We start from the raw sequence: 17797 nt of genomic DNA, 5'->3' as shown, positions 1-17797 counted from the left end.
GTTTTTAATATTTTTATCGTCAAATTACCATATCTTTTAAATATAATCTAAATTCTCTTTATATAATGCACAAATAAAAGAGTAAAATCCTACTGTATTTCAAAAAATATACTATATGTATTGACATTTTGACATATTTTCGTTATAACATATTTACAGACATCGGATGTGCGATGTCGTATCTCTTCGCTAGCAGAGAATGAAAACAACGTAGGACTGTAACAATGAAATGGGGAAAACATATGAAAAAATATTTTAGTAAGATAGCTGCCTCTTTAATGGCAGCAGCGATTATGAGTATGACACTCAATGGATGCAGCAGCTCCTCTTCCAATGCTAATTCAGGTTCAGCAGCATCTTCAGCTAATGCTGTAAATACAAACAATTCGGACTCATTGGAAAATCAAAACGGAGAAAAACAGATTGTGAAAGTCGGAGTAATGTGCCCTCTGTCCGGCACATCTTCCAGATTTGGTGAACTCTATAAGGCTTCCATTGATTCTGCTATGAAAGTAATCAATGAAGATGATTTGTTAAAAGACTACATTTTGGAATTTGAATACGTAGATGATAAAGGCTCAACGGATGGCGCTCCAATAGCCGCCTCGTATGTTCTTGACCAGTATGGAGCGCATGTATCAATCGGCCACCTGCTGACCACTATGATTTTGGTATCAGGCCCAATGTTCGATGAAGCAGAGGTTCCGCTTCTGGGCATTGTATCCGGCCCCGCTTCTGTTGCGCAGGGCTTTCAGTATCTCTGTATCGAAACCAGTACAGATCTCGTTCAAGCCGAAACTTTGCTCAAATATCTGGTCGAAGAAAAAGGTTATACAAAACTTAGTATGATCCATATCAATACAGAAGGTGGGACTTCTGCCGCTGATCACATCGAAAAAGTCCTGAAAGAAAAATATGACCTCGAGTTAGTGACAAAGGATTCCATCACAGGCGAGGACAGCGACTTTACGGCTCAGGTATTAAAAATGAAGGATGGCGGAGCAGAAGTTGTAATTGTTTGGGGATTAGTCAGCGGTCAGTCAAATGTTTTGCAGAAAAACATTGAACAAAACTGGGGCAATGTCCCGGAAGATGTTCTGGTAGCCGGCGGAACCAGTATGGCACAGCGCCAGGTAGCAGAGGTATGGGAGGCTAAGGATCTGCAGGGAGTTGTCTTCCCTGTTGGCTACATTCCAGATGAGAGCAATCCTGATATTGTCAGATATATCAACAATTTTAGGGAGTTCGATCCCTTAGGTCAGGATCCTGCCGACGTTCCTGCCCGTGTATATGATTCTGTATTTCATATTGTAACCGCATTAAATAATCTTGGACCCTATGATGTAAATGCAGACGATTTCAGCATAAAGCTTAATGAGCAGCTGAGAAACGCTTCCTTTGATGGTGTACAGGGTCATTTCGATTATAGCGCATTTGACGATGGCGAAGGACTTATGCAGGTAAATATCGGCGAATGGGGAGAGGATTATTCGCAGACAAAGATCTATCCCTAATAAACATAACAGAGCCGGAACCACATTCCGGCTCTTTTTTAAAAGGAGGGAATGCATCCATATGATTATGTTTTTGCAGGCTTTAATTGGTGGTATATCTCAAGGTGCTATCTATGCTTTAATTGCGCTTGGATATAGTGTTATTTACAGTACCTTGAAAATGGGACATTTTGCGCAAGGTGAGTTTTATATGTTAGGCGCATTCATTGGATTGACGCTTTCAACCCGCTTAGGGCTGCCCGTTGTCTTGGTATTTGTCGGTGCCGGAATTATAACCTCGATCGTAATGCTGGGGTTAGAACGGATTACATACCGCCCAATGTATAATCGACCGAGAAATGCACTTTTAATCGCTACCCTTGGGATGCAGTATGTCGTGCAACAGATTGCGAAAATAGTCTGGGGATCAGATGTAAAGCGGTTTCCTGCCATGTTCAATAATCAGGCGATCCATATCCCGTTTATGGGAGAAACTCTTGCTGTTTCACCACAGAATCTCTGGACAATCAGCATCTGTTCTGCGCTGATGATTGCTCTTGTAATCTTTATGAAAAAAACCAAAACAGGGATTGCTATGAGCGCTGTCTCAATGAACAGAAAAGCGGCGTCTCTGATGGGTGTGAAGATTACCACCATTATTACTGCTACATACATTATTGCCGCATGTCTGGCCGCAGTATCCGGAGTGCTTATGGGCCCCATATATTCCGTAAGCTTCTCTATGGGAAGCTCTATGGGAAACCGCGCTATGACGGCGGCTGTCATGGGCGGCTTTGGAAGCCTTCCCGGTGCTATGCTTGGCGGCATCCTACTGGGCGTTGCAGAAACAATGTGCTCTCTCTATATATCAACAGCATATAAAGATGTGTTCACATTTATCATATTAATCATAGTTCTGTTCTGGCGGCCTCAGGGAATCTTGGGACAGGCAAAAATCACTAAGGTATAGGGAGGGTCATAGTAATGCATAAAACAAAAAAGTCAACCTGGACTGTCATTGGTATTATGATTGTCATAGCGCTATTGGCCCCAATTATTGTAGGGCGGAAAAACAACTATCTCCTTAATATTTTGATCTCATATTGTTATTTTGGAATATTGGCATCCAGCCTGAATCTTCTGATGGGGTACACCGGACAGACATCTCTTGGTCATGCAGCATTTATGGCCATAGGAGGATATACCTATGCCATTTTAAATAAAACCTTAGGAATCCATTTTCTCTTATCAACAGTGGGAGCCATTTTAATCTCATTCGCTTGTGGACTTTTTATAGGGTTTGCCTGTTCAAAATTATCTGCGATATTTCTTTCCATGACTACTTCCGGTTTTGCCAAAGCAGTTATGTTAATTATCATTAACGTAAAATGGCTTACAGGCGGTGCAAATGGATTTACCGGGATTCCCAAATTAACAATATTGGGATACAAAATAACCAACTTTGAATTATATTATCTGGCCCTTGCGATTGCTCTTTTAGTTTTCCTATTCTGTTACCGTTTGATCTATTCAAAAACAGGAAGGGCAATGCAGGCAATCAGGAATGCACCCATAGCTGCAGCCGCCATGGGTATTAATGTAAATGGATATAAATTTCTTGTCTGTGGTATTTCCGCTGCTTTGGCCGGGCTTGCCGGATGCATTTATGCAGTCAATATGAATTATTTATCAGCAGATATGTTTAACAAAACTTCAATCACCCTGCTTACCATGACTGTTTGCGGCGGCATGGGAAGTTTATTCGGACCGGTTATAGGAACTTTAGTAATCGGCACTCTTCCAGAACTTTTAAGACCATTTTCAGAGTATCTCGACGGAGTATACGGCGTTATGATTATCCTGGTAATGCTGTTTATGCCAAAGGGTATTTATGGCGGGATACATTCTCTTATTAAAAAAATCAATAAAAAAAAGAAAAATACCGTCGTTCAGGAGGTGTAAATTTTGGCAGAGGATATTTTGTTAAAAGCAGAAAAGGTAACAATGCAGTTTGGTGGACTGAAAGCTGTTAATGAAGTGGATATGACAATAAAAAAAGGAGAAATCCATGCACTTATAGGGCCCAACGGGGCTGGAAAAACAACATTTTTCAATGTCATTTCAGGAATATACATGCCTACATCCGGTACGGTAACTTTCAACGGAAGGGATATTACAAAGCTTCGGCCCCATCAGGTTACAGACCTAGGAATTTCCAGAACCTTCCAAAACATCCGGCTTTTCGATGCCATGACAACACAGGAAAATGTTATGATTGGGCACCACACCAGGACGAATTCTACGATACTGGGTACCATGTTCCATACAAAAAAAATGAAAGAGGAGGAATGGAAATGTTACCATAGGGCTGAAGCTATGTTGGAATTTGTTGGAATGCAAAACGAAAAGGAGACCCTGGCAAGTAATCTTCCTTACGGAAAAAAACGCATTCTGGAGATTGCCAGAGCATTGACCAGCGAGCCCCGGATCATCATGCTGGATGAGCCCTGTGCCGGGATGAATGCATCAGAAACAAATGATTTAGCTCAGATCATATATAAAATCAGAGATTATGGTATTACGGTTCTTCTCGTAGAACATGATATGAAATTTGTGATGGGAATTTCGGATGTGATCACGGTTCTTGACCATGGCCGAAAGATATGCGAGGGTTCTCCAAATAAAGTAAAGCAGGATCCACAGGTAATTGAAGCATATTTGGGCAAGGAGGATGAGGAATGAGTTATTTGAAGATTGAGGATCTTCATGCATCATATGGCAATATCCATGCGTTGAAGGGAATTAACCTGGAGGTAAATAAAGGAGAAATTGTCTCTATTGTAGGAGCAAATGGAGCAGGAAAGACCACATTGCTAACCTGTATATCCGACCTCATGAGCTACAAAGGATCAATCACCTACAACGGACAGACATTAAATAGCAAAATTACACCTGATCAGATTGTAAAACTGGGAATTGTTCAGGTTCCAGAAGGGAGACAAATTTCCAGCGAATTATCTGTATTAGAAAACCTGAAGATGGGCGCGTATTCCAGGCCAAAAGGTGAAAATGCACAGCCTGATATTGAACGTGTATTCAAATTGTTTCCACGGCTTGAGGAACGTATCCACCAAAAGGGCGGAAGCCTGTCAGGAGGAGAACAACAGATGCTCGCTATGGGGCGTGCCATGATGGCACATCCAAAATTGCTTTTACTGGATGAGCCTTCCATGGGTCTCGCCCCCGTTGTGGTATCAGATATTTTTAAAAACATCCGACTTTTGAATGAGGAAGGAATCACGATTGTGCTGATAGAGCAAAATGCAAAGATGGCTCTCAAAAACTCCAACCGTGCCTATGTAATTGAGAATGGAAAAATCACTTTGTTTGGAGATGCTTCTGAGCTGGCCAAAAATGAAGAAATCCAAAAAGCCTATCTGGGAGGTTAATCCAGAAAGCATATCATACACATCTTACGACTGGAGATTCTTAAATGGAAAATGTGATAAAGCACTCTTTCAAAATTTACAATGGACGCTCGCTGGCAGAACAGGCCGCGGAGCAAATCATTAACTATATCATAGAGAGCGGATTAGATACCGGAGAGAAGCTCCCAAATGAGTTCGATCTGGCAGAAAGTATCGGCGTTGGGAGAGGTACAGTCCGTGAAGCGATCAAAATTCTCGTTTCAAGAAATATTGTGGAAATCCGCCGGGGAACAGGCACTTTTATTTCAGAACAAATGGGGATGACGGAAGATCCACTTGGCTTAGCCTTTATTAAGGATAAGGCAAGCCTTGCAATGGACCTGTTGACTGTCCGTTTGATAATAGAACCAGAAATCGCAGCAATGGCTGCACAAAATGCTACACAAGCACAAATAGAGGCCCTTAGAAAGCAATGCGAGCTGGTGGACGAGTTTATTTTATCCGGAAAAAATCATCTACAGGAGGATATTATTTTCCACAGGATCATAGCTTCGTGCAGCAAGAATGCTGTGGTAGAAAAGTTGATACCTGTCATTCATTCATCTATTGTCGCCTCCATTGATGTAACAAGCAGTGCGCTTAAACAGGAGACAATGGAAACACACCGCGAAATACTGGAATGTATTACAGCCAAAAATCCTGAAGGTGCTAAATGGGCCATGCAGATGCATCTGCTTTATAACAGAATGCTTATTTCAAAAATCCACAAAGAGGTTCAAACAAAAACACACTTAGACAAAAAAGAAATTTTCAAGGAAGGGAATTGTTCATGATAATGAAAAGTCAAGAAATGCGAGCATTAGCACCGGAGTTGGATCCTCTTCGAATAGGAACCGGATGGAAACCTGAAGATCTCTCCAAACCTCAGGTGATCATTGAAAGTACCTTTGGTGACAGCCATCCGGGAAGTGTCCATCTCAATACTCTTGCAGAGGAAGTCCGGCGTGGAATTGCCGACGCAGGCGGATATGGAGCCAGATATTACTGCACAGATATTTGTGATGGAGAAAGCCAGGGGACAGATGGGATCAATTTCAGTCTGGCCAGCCGGGAGATGATCGCCAATATGATTGAGATCCATGCAAATGCGACTGTTTTTGATGCAGGTGTATATTTGGCCAGTTGTGATAAAGGAATGCCCGGAAGCTTGATGGGCCTATGCCGGGTCAACATTCCAGCTATTGTGGTACCAGGCGGGACTATGAACGCCGGCCCAAAAATGCTGACACTTGAACAGGTCGGAATATATAGTGCCAAATATCAGCGTGGAGAGATTACAGAAGAGACATTGAACTGGGCAAAACATAATGCCTGCCCCAGCTGTGGCGCCTGTTCATTCATTGGCACTGCCTCTACCATGCAGATCCTGGCAGAGGCTCTTGGCCTGGCATTGCCTGGCAGTGCCTTAATGCCTGCTACAAGTCCAGATCTTTTCGAATATGCTTATCAGGCCGGGATACAGTCCGTAAAATTAGCCAAAATGCCTGGTATGAGACCTAGTGATCTTATAACAATGGCTAGCTTTGAAAATGCGATCTTAGTACACGCTGCAATCTCCGGAAGTACCAACGCATTATTACATATACCTGCCATTGCCCATGAACTCGGCATCGAAATCACGGGGGATACCTTTGACCGCCTCCACAAGAACGCCCATTATCTTCTCGATCTACGCCCAACCGGACGCTGGCCCGCAGAGTGTTTCTATTATGCCGGCGGGGTTCCTGCTATCATGGAGGAAATCAAGCCCTTTCTTCATCTTGACTCCATGACTGTTACCGGAAAGACTCTGGGAGAAAATTTAGCAGATTTAAAAGGAAATGGGTTTTATGACCACTGTAACCAGTTACTACAAGATTTTAATAAACGCTATGGTGTTTCACTGACAAAAAGAGACATTATACGGCCATTTGATCAGGCACTCGGATGTAACGGAAGCATTGCTATTTTAAGAGGAAATCTGGCCCCAGAGGGTGCTGTGATCAAGCATACTGCCTGCCCTGCGGAAATGCATCAGGCGGTTCTCAGAGCCAAACCCTTTGACAGCGAGGAAGAATGTCTTGATGCCGTATTAAAACACAGGGTCAAAAAAGGGGACGCCGTATTTATCCGCTATGAGGGGCCAAAAGGGAGTGGGATGCCAGAAATGTTTTATACTTCCGAAGCAATCAGCAGTGATGCTGAATTGGGAAAGAGTATTGCACTGATCACAGATGGACGTTTTTCTGGAGCTTCTACTGGTCCGGTCATTGGCCATTGCAGTCCTGAAGCTGCAGCGGGCGGCCCAATCGCACTCGTAGAGGAGGATGATCTGATCGAAATCGATATCCCAAAGCGCAGACTCAATATAGTAGGCGTCAAAGGGGAGACAAAGACTGCTGAACAGATCGGCCGCATATTGGCAGAGCGCCGGAAGCATTGGAAACCTAAAGATAAAAAATACCCAAAGGGGGTTCTCAGAATATTCAGCGACCACGCCGCAAGTCCCATGAAGGGAGCCTATTTGAATTTTGATGATTAACAGAATATGACATTATTGTAAATGGGAGGTAATTGATATGGAACAGATATTAATACTGTGTGACGATTGGTGGCATCCAGCCGAAGTGATCGAGAGAGGCATTTGCGGCCTGGGAAAGAATGAGTACCAATTTGATGTGGTTAAGGCTGCCAAAGATATTCTGACCTGGGATTTTATTGAACAATTTCAAGCCATCATTTGTTGTAAAGGCAATAATGTTACTGCTGCAAACCAGCAGCCATGGTTCGAGGACGGAGTGCATGAGATAGGGCCAGAAGATTTTTTTAAATATATTGAATCCGGCCACGGATTTATTGCTGTACACTCCGCCTGTACATTTAGCGAGCATTCATGTAAACGTCAGGAAGAAAAATTTTTAAATCCTTGCCGGAAATTCCAGATGTTGATCGGAAATCACTTTATAGGACATCCAGCTCGCTGCGACATCAACGTCTGGGTATCAGACCCTTTACATCCAGTGGCACAGGGAATTGATTCTTTTACGGTTCACGATGAACATTATCAGATTACAGATCTTGCTCCGGATGCAAAGCCATTTCTGTATTCTACTTCTGAAAGTGGCGGGACCCAGATAGCTGGTTATACACGTGAACTGGGAAAAGGACGTATGAGTGTTATTACTCTTGGTCATACTGTGGCAGTATGGGAACATCCAGCTTTTAGAAAGCTTATTATGAACTCTCTTAAGTGGTGCTTACAGAAAAAATGACTGTCTGGGAGCGAACCATTGGAATACCGTATAAGGAGGAGTTATATGCGCAAAGTATTGATCACTGGCGCTGATCGAGGTGTCGGTTATGCACTGGCAGAATTATTTGCAATAAATGGATGGAAGGTATTTGCCGGTCAGTTTATGCCGGAGTGGAAACAGCTTGAAGGCCTGAAAAAGCGGTTTCCTGATTTTCTGGAACTGCTGCCATTAGACGTGAGTAGCCATGAGTCAGTAGAGCAAGCGATCCATTTGATTTCCAAGAAGACAGACATACTAGATATGCTTGTGAATGTTGCTGGAATTTCACAAAGCGGCAGCCGTGATGCAATGCTGGCTGTGTTTCGTGTAAACACAATCGGCCCTATTCAAATGGTGGAAGCCGCTCTTCCATTGATGAAAAGCGGAATGAAGCGAATCTGTATCGTCTCTTCAGAAGCAGGCAGTATCTCTGTTGCCCATCGGAAAGAGTGTTCGGCATACTGCATGTCGAAGACCGCCTTAAACATGGCCGCAAGGCTTATGTTCAACCAGCTTCAGAAAGAGGGCTATACATTTCGATTATATCATCCTGGCTGGGTGAGAAGCTACATGCAGGGCGCTAAGTCAGCGAATGGATACTTTGAACCAGAGGATGCCGCAATTACTGCCTATAAACAGTTTACAACAGACCGCACATGGGAAGATACACTGGTTATGACAGATGCTCTGGACATGACATGGCCATTTTAGAAGAGGTATTTATTATGGAAAAAATAATTTTAGTTTCAGGGCTAGAGTATCCGGAAGCAATGGAAACCGCTATCTGGTATGCCCAAAAGGGTAATAAGGTATATGGCTGCTATACAGACCGCACACACGATTCTATTATCACACGCAATGTCTATGCCGTTGGAATTAATTTATTAGACAAGCTTCAGCTAAAAAAATTTATCACACAGATTGAACAGGAATCCTTCAAAATAGATATTCTTGTCCTATGTGCAAAAAGGAAAGCTGAAGATGATGGAGCCATCGGAACAGGACATATCTATCAAGAACTTCTGAATGTTCTTGACTACAATATCAATGGAACCTGGGCCATGGTCGAAGCTGCTCTTCCATTGTTGCGAAAAAGCGAATTGAAACGGATCGCATTTCTTACCTCAACATGCGCCAGCATAAATTGGACGGACAGCACCGGAGATTTTGCATACCATATGTCTCTTTCGGCCCTTCATATGATGGAAAAATTGTATTTTAACCAGCTTCGTCCAGAGGGCTTTTCCTTTCGGTGCTTCTGCACAGATAATATGGAATGCGGTTGGCTCCCAGGGGAATATATCGAACAGGATCTATATTATGATGAAAGGGAGAGTGCCAAAAATATCCACTGTGATGAAAACCGTCTGGTAATGCGGGATCATCACTATCGTGAAATCCCTTGGTAATGCATTTTCTGTAAAAGGAGAAAAAATGAATGGTACAGTATTTACTGTTTGTCATATAATTAAGCGTAATTATGCCAGCTGTGACCTAAATATCCTGACATTATCCAGGTCTGTATATTTATCCCCTGCATATCTTTCCAATCTTTTTAAAAAAGAAACCGGTCAGACAATTGGCCAGTATATAACAATGGTACGTATTCAGATGGCGAAAGAATTGTTAAATGATGAGACACTCAAATTATACCAGATCGCGAAAGCTTGTGGCTACAGTAATCAAAATTATTTTTCTAAGGCTTTTAAAAAAAATGTCGGAATCAATCCATCTAAGTATCGAAGGCAGCCAGTACTTGATTTCACAGAAAGCGATTAACTTTATGCAAAAAAATAAAATAATTGATACCAACCGAACATTGGCCATTCAAATGAAGACCATCCTTTACTGTCTCTTCGGCATTATGTTCTTCTTTGCAACTGCAGCAACCATGACTGGAATTTTAATCCCAGAGATGATGGAAAGTTATCATTTATCCAATTCCCAAATTGGCCTGATCGGTTCCTTTCAATCCATCGGTTCTTTCAGTGCAATGATGTTTGGTGGTGCATTAGCAGACCGCTTCCCAAAACTTAAATTGATCGCAATCATTTTTGCTGTTTATACAGCGGTCATGTATTGTATTGGTATGGCACCCATATATCATCTGCTTCTTTTCTATTTTATACTGCTTGGTGCAACAAACGCTTATCTGAATCTCCTTATCAGTGCATTTGTGTCAGAAGCATATGGCGAAAGGCGCACTGCATACATGAATATTATGCATGCATTTTTTAGCATTGGCTCCCTCGCCGGACCAATATATGGTGTACTTGCTCAGTATGCAGGATTTGTCTGGAATCAGTCATTTATACATATTGGCATTCTCTGCACAATGATTGTGGGACTTTTTATTCTCGTAATTTCCAAAGCAGAGGTTATTCAGTCAGCGCCTTCTGAGTATTCCATAAAAAAATTACTATCTAATATTGCAACATTGCTTTTAAACCGTCACCTGCAGTTGTTAGCGTTACTATGTGCGTTCTATATGGGATATCAACAGTCAATCAGTCTTTGGATCACCACCTATGTCCAAAAAGGGCTTGGATTAGGGGATGAGATCGGGAACTTTGCCCTGGTGTTATTCTGGACTGGAATTGTTGTTGCAAGATTTATACAGCCGGTCATTGATAAAAGGATTCCTTATCAGAAGTATCTTTGCGCTGCGTGTTTCGTTACAGCCATTATTTATATGGTAGTTCTTTTGATCGGAAATGGACTTTTTATCATTATAGCACTTTTTATGGGTGGTGTATTTACAGGCGCCGCATATCCTACCATTATTGCAATGGCCTGTGCCCTGTATCCAAATATGACCGGAACAGCTACAGCAACCATTAGCCTGGTGCAATCAATTTCTACTACGCTTTTATCATGGATACTTGGTATATTTATGGAGCATATTGGTTATAAAGCAGGGATTATGCTGATTCCTGTCCTAGTGTTTTTATGCACTTTGATCTTAACCGTCCTGATCCGCCATACCGCAAAAACATAAAGTATTTCTTGTGCATTAATGAGAGAGAGGATGCTCTCTATAACTATAAATCAGTTATGGAGAGCATCCTCTCTAAAAACAACATCAATGCCTGTGCATCGAAATCTGATCCATCGGATACTTCTTCAGATTCTCCAGCACCTTCCTGTCATCTGCGGAAGCGATGAGCTGGTCTCTTGCCTTCTTTGCCTCGATCTCGGTCTTGTGCTTGCTGGGGCCTCCAACACAGCCGCCTACGCAGGCCATACCTTCTACAAAGTCCTCAGGCAGTCTTCCCACCTTCATGAGAAGAAGGGCCTTTTTACACTCAGCAGCGCCATTGCAGCGCATCACCTTGATATCGGTGTTCTCATCCATCTCCTTTAAGCACTGGAGCACAGCCGCTGTCACGCCGCCGCCGTTGCCGAAGCGCTTGCCGAATACGGAGCCCTCCTGGTAGTCGTTCTCTGCCGGAGCAAGCTCCACACCCTTTGCGCGCATCATAGCCCTGATCTCACCAAAGGTCATGGCGTAGTCCGCATTTCCCTCAATGTTCAGATCCAGGCTCTCGCTCTTCTTTGCAATGCAGGGGCCGATAAACACAGTGACGGTCCCAGGATCCTGGCTCTTTAACAGTCTGGAAACAGCGCACATAGGAGAAACTGTAGTTGACATATTGTCAAGGAGCATTGGGAAATGCTGCTTGATCATATTGACAAATGCAGGGCAGCAGGAGGTCGTCATCTTCTTTCCCTCCTTGTAGGCCTCAGCCCACTCCTCCGCCTCATAAGCTGCAGTCATATCGCCGCCTAAGCCGACCTCTACCATATCGGCAAAGCCCAGCTGCTTCAATGCGATCTTCCAGCTTGCCATGGTGATATCATTGCCAAACTGGCCTTCTGTTGCAGGAGCTACCATGGCAACTACACGCTTGCCAGCTTTGATCAGACGGATCACATCTACCATAAAGGTCTTGGAACCGATTGCGCCAAATGGGCAGCTGTGGATGCAGGCGCCGCACTGGATGCATTTCTTCTCATCGATCACGCAGATGCCGTACTCGTCATATGTAATGGCATCCACCGGGCAGATCTTCTTACAGGGACGCTCTAAGTGGGCAATGGCGTTGTAAGGGCATGCCTGGGAGCATTTTCCACACTCTTTACATTTGTTCGGATCAATGTAGGCATGCTCACGGCCCATGGTAATCGCACCAAAATTACAGGAATTCTGACAGGCCTTTCCCATACACTTACGGCAGTTGTCCGTAACGATATAGGATGCGATGGGACACTCCTCGCAGGCTGCGTTGATCACCTGCACCACATTGTAGCTGTCTTTTCCAGCAGGACATTTACCTTCTGCAAGGCGTACCCTCTGTTTGATGATCTCTCTTTCCTTATAAATACAGCAGCGGTACTGTGCCTGGGGGCCTGGGATCATCTTGAACGGGATCTGGTCTCTCTGCTCTTCCAGATTTCCTTCCCATGCCGCTTTTGCTACCTCGTAAAGGACATCATGCTTCAGACGCAGGATGGTCGCATCATTGGTTATCATTTTCATTTCCTCCTTATTTTACTAAAAGTCCCGGACGGCGGACAAACGAACGGGCGTGCTGGCACACACAGGCGTTTGGACATCGGACGGGCAAGCCGGTATGAGGAAGCAGGGCAATAGCCCGGATTCCGAATATCGGCGGCAGATGGCGGGAGTGCGAAGCACCGAGCCATCTGACTTTCATTTATGGTGATGCCTGCATCAGCAGGCATGTCCGTTTAAAAACTTAGCTCCTTGCGATCGTTAAATAAATATCAACAAATGAAATCTACTATACCTTGCCGAAAAATGCAAGTACAAAATAGCGTACACTCTTCCTATACGCGTTTTTCAGCAAAATCCCCAATGAAACCGTCAATAATAGGTGACGACCACATGCTTTCCCATCTCCTCGATCACATGCTTTAACTGCTCCACCAGGTTCTGCCGGATGCCCAGATCAAAGGGAAGTCCCGGATTCTGGTATGCGCTGTTGATCGCCTTCCCCACATAGAGATGCACCTCGGTACAATCCTCGATCAGCACCTTTGCCACCATGGATGCACCATTGGGCTTATCCAGCTCCTCAAAGAACTGCTCGGAAACCGTCTCATTCTTCACATAACGCCGCAGCAGCTGGACCACGCGGTTGAGCGTCAGCACGCCCTCTGTCACCAGGTCCACGCCGTCCATATAGGCGATGGGCGGGATCTCCGGGTCTACATAATCTAAGGATACATCCAGACGCCGGTTCAGCACCCTGGATACAATAGTCGCGCTGGTGCCGCCGCAGACAATGGTCTTTGCGTTGTCATTGGACATAAAATCATGGACCATCCGCACATCGTCCTCCGGATTCCTGGCAGGGCCGGTCATGAGATGGACTGGCTTGCTGTCAATGATCCTCATGCAGGCAACGGTGGTGTCATCTCCCGGCCGGAACTGATACAGCTCATCGCAGGCATGGCTGATGGCTGCTGCCAGACGCATAGCCGATATGGTGAGCTGATACTGGCGCACCGCATAATCCGCAATATCCTGCCACAGCCATCCGAAATTCAGCAGGTCCCCCACACCTGCGTGGATCGTGCCGTCGCTCATAAGAATCAGGGCATCACCCTTTTTCACCTTAAAGCGGTATTCATTGATGGACTTTCCCTGCATGACACGGACATTCTTCGGAATCTCCATCAGCTTTCCGTCGCGGATGAAAATACATCCCGGATTGTCGTACTCCACCAGATAGGCATCCCCGTTATGGTAGACCTGGAGAATGCTGAAGGTGGAATAAGCCACCTGACGCACCTGACAGATAGGAAGCGTCTCACTGATGGTATCCACACATTCCTCCAGGGTAGCGCCATTCAGGAACATGGTGCCCAGGATCTTTGATGTCAATGTTGACAGGATATTGGCTTTCACGCCGCTTCCCATTCCATCTGCAAGGATCATAATATTGGAGTCCTCTGTCTGAAGAAGCTCCACCTTGTCTCCGCAGAGAATTTCCGTATATTTATTCAGGCTCTTATATGCAACATCAACTGTGATCCCCATTATCTACCTCCGATGCCGCCCGGCTTTTTCAGATCTGCGCTGTTCACGCGCACATAGCCTGCGGGCTTTGGAGCAGGTGAAATGGTTCCCACATGGACATATCCCGTCTTCTTCTGCTCTTCCTGGCTCTCAGCCGTCATAACGCCCTTTAAGGGCACTGCACCGCTTCCCAGGTGGGCATCCGGGATATCCCTGTCCTCCTCACCGCCTGTGTAGCCGCTGTCGCTGCCGTCCTCCAAAAGGGAATGGCACAGCTTTGTCAGGGTAGTCTTTGTCTCTGCCGTTGTCTCGCCTAACAGGCCTGCGATCTCCTGGGCAACCATCATCTGCTTGTGGATAACCTTCTGTGCCAGGTCAATGGTCTCCAGCTTCTTCTCGTACTCCTCTCTGGCCTGCTCCTCCTCCTTTGTAATATCAATGAAGGTGGCCAAAACTGCATTTTCCTTCTCTATGTATACAATGTTCTGCAGGGTGGACAGGTTGTACTCAGGATAGTTGACCCGCTTGCCGTGGATGTTCTGGTGGGTGTCGAATACCCACTGGAAATTCACCGGATCGATAAACTCGTACAGGTACATGTCTAACGCCTCAGAGCGCGTCTTGCCAAAGTATTTTTCGCCTACATCGGAGTACTCCAGGATCCGCATATCATCCCCTACAATGAGTACAATGTTCGGTGAGGTCTCGATCACCAGGTTTGCCATGGATTCCGCCTTCTCATGCATGAAGGGGATGCACATGCTTACCTCTGCCTTGTTCTGGAACACGGCAATGGCCTTCTCACGGCAGGTGGGATAGCCGCAGGCTCCGCAGTTTAATTCATCCTCCGGCTTTGTCTTATTTGTCTTTCTCAAAATTGCCCGGATCTGCTCCTCTGTGGGCATCAGATCCTTCGGTGAGCGGTCTAAGAACCTCTTGCCAAAGGTCAGCTTCTCCCATACAGGCTCCATCTCCCTGGCCTCTGCCGGCTCACGCTTGATCCGCTCCTCCATATCCAGCTTTACCTTAAATCTGGAAATGGACTCGTCATTCACCATCGGTCCCTTGATACATCCGCCGGAGCACATATTCATCTCAATAAAGCAGCCCTTGATCTCTCCGCGTGCCATGCTCTTGCACAGGTCAATACAGTTGGACTCGCCGTGGACATAGAACTTGCGGTAGCCGTCTGTCCCCTGCTCTGTGGCCAGAACAGAGCTCACTACGCCGTTGGAAACAGGATAAAGGCGGTTTACCTTTGGATCGAACTTCGTAAAGGGCTTATCCTCGCAGTCCTCTATCACGATCTCCTCTTCCTCCAGCCACTGGTTGATATCGTTAAAATTCAGCACAGCGTCAATGCAGCTGTCATGGCGTGGATCCCTGGACTCCTTTTTCTTTGCAATACAGGGGCCTAAGAATACCACCTTCACATCGCGGCCCAGCTCCTCCTTTAACAGCTTGCCGTGGGCGATCATCGGCGATACCACAGGTGCCAGATAGGGCACCAGCTCCGGGTAATAGATCTCTACCAGATCATTGGCACTGGGGCAGCAGGTGGTGATGATGTTCTCCATTCTGTGCTCCTGTAAAAGCTTTGTATATTCGGCTGTCACAAAGGCAGCGCCCTCGGATGTCTCCCTGACATCCTCAAATCCCAGACGCATCAGGGCATCCCTTACCTGTCCGATGGTCTTGTACTTTAATAACCCCATATAGGCGGGAGCAATGGATACCACTACCCTGTGGCCCGCCCTGATAAGCCCCTTCACCATATCCAGATCACTGCGCAGGGTCTTGGCTGACTGAGGACATATCTTCAGGCAGTGTCCGCAGAGTATGCACTTATCCGGCATGATCACCGCCCGCTCATCCTTTACCTGGATCGCCTTTACCTCACAGTAACGGACGCATTTATAGCAATGCTTACATTTGGTGGCTTTGAAATCAATGATTTCCATGCCCATAATTACAGTCTCCCCTTAATCTCGTTCTCGAAAAACTCCTCTGTATCCTCCGGCTTCAGTGAGTACAGCTCTCCCTCTACCGTAACACAGACGCCATGATCGCAGTTGCCGGAGCAGAATGCGCCGTTTAAATCCACCTTGTCTGACAGGCCGTTGGCTGACACCAGCTTCTGCAGCTTCTCAATGATCTCCCTGGATCCCTTTAAATGACAGGCACTTCCAATACATATTGTTACTTTCATCCCTTATTCCTCCACTAGGTAAATATTCATGGGGTCTCCCCAAACGTTATGTTCATTATCTCATATTGTCATATTTATATCAATAATATTTCTCAAATATTTTGTAGAAAACATAAGGGTTCTATGCTATAGTAGAGGTTGTTTATGAGAGGAGAGATGTATTATGAAGAAACGTATGAACCTGCTTTTGGCAGCTCTTCTGGGCGCCTCTTTTGTCCTTGGCGGCTGCGGCAATCCGTCTTCTGCACCAAAGGCTTCTGAGACACAGGCTGCCGAAGTACAGACCACAGAAGCAGCATCTGCCGAAGCTTCCCCGGAGGCTTCATCCACAGCAGACAGCAGTGCCGCCCAGGCTTCTGAACCCGAAGCCGGCAGCGCAGACAGCAGTATGGTTGTCCGTGTAGGCTCCTTAAAGGGCCCTACCTCCATGGGACTTGTACAGCTGATGGATGCTGCCGCCAATGGTGAGGCCGCCCTTTCCTATGAGTTTACCATGGCAGGAAAGGCAGATGAGCTGGTGGGCAAGATCGCAACCGGAGACTTGGACATTGCTCTGGTACCTGCTAATGTGGCAAGCGTCCTTTACAGCAAGACAAAGGGTCAGGTAGCCGTCATCGATATCAATACCTTGGGCGTTCTCTATGTGGTTGCATCCGATGATTCCATTGCTTCCATGGCAGATTTAAAGGGCAAGACCATTTACATGACCGGAAAGGGAACGACTCCCGAGTATGTGGTAAATTACCTCCTTGCTGAAAATGGACTCACCGGGGATGATGTGGACCTGCAGTTTAAATCAGAGGCAACAGAGGTGGCTTCTATCTTAAAGGAAGACCCCTCCGCCATCGGCGTTCTCCCGCAGCCTTTCGCCACAGCTGCCTGCATCCAGAATGATGCACTTAAGACAGTGCTGGATCTGACAGAGCAGTGGAACCTGTTAAATGCAGAAAGCAAAAGCCAGCTTGTCACAGGCGTTACCATCGCCCGCAGCGGCTTTTTAGCGGAGAATGAGGAGGCTGTAAAGCAGTTCTTAGAGGATCACGCTTCCTCCGCTGCCTATACCTCAGAGCATCCTGAGGAAGCAGCACAGCTGATCGCAGACCAGGGCATCGTTGAAAAGGCTCCGATTGCCCAGAAGGCACTTCCCTTCTGCAACATTGTCTGCATCACAGGCCAGGAAATGAAGGATGCCTTGAGCGGATACCTGGAGGTATTAAACAGCCAGGATGCGGCATCCATCGGCGGCGCTATGCCGGGAGATGATTTCTACTATATGCCATAGTGCTGAA

17 protein-coding genes are annotated in these 17797 nt (G+C 45.7%); 13 read left to right on the top strand and 4 right to left on the bottom strand.

Features of this window, described 5'->3' with window-relative positions; translation table 11 throughout:
* Positions 1–224 precede the first annotated feature (224 nt).
* From LIZ87_RS16675 to LIZ87_RS16620, 12 genes are all read left to right on the top strand, one after another.
* Positions 225–1514, top strand: a complete 1290-nt coding sequence (locus tag LIZ87_RS16675) for an ABC transporter substrate-binding protein (protein WP_227148519.1) — start codon at positions 225–227, stop codon at positions 1512–1514.
* 61 nt (positions 1515–1575) lie between these two features.
* Positions 1576–2463, top strand: a complete 888-nt coding sequence (locus LIZ87_RS16670) for a branched-chain amino acid ABC transporter permease (protein ID WP_178314297.1) — start codon at positions 1576–1578, stop codon at positions 2461–2463.
* Positions 2464–2477: 14 nt separating this feature from the next.
* Entirely contained in the window at positions 2478–3455 is a 978-nt protein-coding gene (locus LIZ87_RS16665) for a branched-chain amino acid ABC transporter permease (RefSeq protein ID WP_178314299.1), read from the top strand.
* A 3-nt stretch (positions 3456–3458) separates the two neighbouring features.
* Positions 3459–4235 (top strand): ABC transporter ATP-binding protein, encoded by a 777-nt coding sequence (locus tag LIZ87_RS16660; protein ID WP_227148517.1) that lies wholly within the window; start codon positions 3459–3461, stop codon positions 4233–4235.
* Positions 4232–4942 carry an ABC transporter ATP-binding protein gene (locus LIZ87_RS16655; RefSeq protein WP_227148515.1) on the top strand — a complete coding sequence of 237 codons (711 nt, stop codon included), beginning with the start codon at positions 4232–4234 and terminating at the stop codon, positions 4940–4942. Before LIZ87_RS16660 ends, LIZ87_RS16655 begins: the two co-directional genes overlap by 4 nt.
* 44 nt (positions 4943–4986) lie before the next feature.
* Complete coding sequence (locus LIZ87_RS16650; protein WP_178314303.1) at positions 4987–5754, top strand: FadR/GntR family transcriptional regulator; 768 nt, start codon at positions 4987–4989, stop codon at positions 5752–5754.
* Positions 5751–7502, top strand: a complete 1752-nt coding sequence (gene ilvD, locus LIZ87_RS16645; RefSeq protein ID WP_227148533.1) for a dihydroxy-acid dehydratase — start codon at positions 5751–5753, stop codon at positions 7500–7502. The genes LIZ87_RS16650 and ilvD overlap by 4 nt, the downstream gene beginning before the upstream one ends.
* 37 nt (positions 7503–7539) lie before the next feature.
* Positions 7540–8232, top strand: coding sequence for a ThuA domain-containing protein (locus LIZ87_RS16640; protein WP_227148513.1), 693 nt, complete (start codon positions 7540–7542; stop codon positions 8230–8232).
* A gap of 45 nt (positions 8233–8277) precedes the next feature.
* Positions 8278–8964 (top strand): SDR family NAD(P)-dependent oxidoreductase, encoded by a 687-nt coding sequence (locus LIZ87_RS16635; protein ID WP_227148511.1) that lies wholly within the window; start codon positions 8278–8280, stop codon positions 8962–8964.
* Between the two features lie 14 nt (positions 8965–8978).
* Positions 8979–9662 carry an SDR family oxidoreductase gene (locus tag LIZ87_RS16630; RefSeq protein ID WP_227148509.1) on the top strand — a complete coding sequence of 228 codons (684 nt, stop codon included), beginning with the start codon at positions 8979–8981 and terminating at the stop codon, positions 9660–9662.
* Positions 9663–9687: 25 nt separating this feature from the next.
* A complete protein-coding gene (locus LIZ87_RS16625; RefSeq protein WP_178316860.1) occupies positions 9688–10032 on the top strand; it encodes a helix-turn-helix domain-containing protein in 345 nt (114 codons plus the stop codon).
* A 4-nt stretch (positions 10033–10036) separates the two neighbouring features.
* Positions 10037–11251, top strand: coding sequence for an MFS transporter (locus tag LIZ87_RS16620; RefSeq protein ID WP_227148507.1), 1215 nt, complete (start codon positions 10037–10039; stop codon positions 11249–11251).
* A gap of 84 nt (positions 11252–11335) precedes the next feature.
* Here the strand turns inward: LIZ87_RS16620 and LIZ87_RS16615 are convergent, their stop codons facing one another.
* The 4 genes from LIZ87_RS16615 to LIZ87_RS16600 all read right to left on the bottom strand — a co-directional run bounded on the left by LIZ87_RS16615 (position 11336) and on the right by LIZ87_RS16600 (position 16508).
* Complete coding sequence (locus LIZ87_RS16615) at positions 11336–12787, bottom strand: 4Fe-4S dicluster domain-containing protein (protein WP_227148505.1); 1452 nt, start codon at positions 12785–12787, stop codon at positions 11336–11338.
* Positions 12788–13141: 354 nt separating this feature from the next.
* Positions 13142–14320, bottom strand: coding sequence for a SpoIIE family protein phosphatase (locus LIZ87_RS16610; RefSeq protein WP_178316863.1), 1179 nt, complete (start codon positions 14318–14320; stop codon positions 13142–13144).
* A complete protein-coding gene (locus LIZ87_RS16605; protein ID WP_227148503.1) occupies positions 14320–16266 on the bottom strand; it encodes a [Fe-Fe] hydrogenase large subunit C-terminal domain-containing protein in 1947 nt (648 codons plus the stop codon). The genes LIZ87_RS16610 and LIZ87_RS16605 overlap by 1 nt, the downstream gene beginning before the upstream one ends.
* Positions 16267–16268: 2 nt before the next feature.
* Positions 16269–16508 (bottom strand): (2Fe-2S) ferredoxin domain-containing protein, encoded by a 240-nt coding sequence (locus LIZ87_RS16600; RefSeq protein ID WP_178316865.1) that lies wholly within the window; start codon positions 16506–16508, stop codon positions 16269–16271.
* A 163-nt stretch (positions 16509–16671) separates the two neighbouring features.
* Here LIZ87_RS16600 and LIZ87_RS16595 point away from each other — a divergent pair, with 163 nt between their 5' ends.
* Complete coding sequence (locus LIZ87_RS16595) at positions 16672–17790, top strand: ABC transporter substrate-binding protein (protein WP_227148501.1); 1119 nt, start codon at positions 16672–16674, stop codon at positions 17788–17790.
* The last annotated feature ends 7 nt before the right edge of the window (positions 17791–17797 follow it).

The sequence above is a fragment of the Lacrimispora sp. 210928-DFI.3.58 genome (assembly GCF_020554865.1).
Lineage (GTDB): Bacteria > Bacillota > Clostridia > Lachnospirales > Lachnospiraceae > Enterocloster.
Note: the sequence above shows the minus strand (reverse complement) of the source record. Positions and strands in the feature narration are given on the sequence as shown.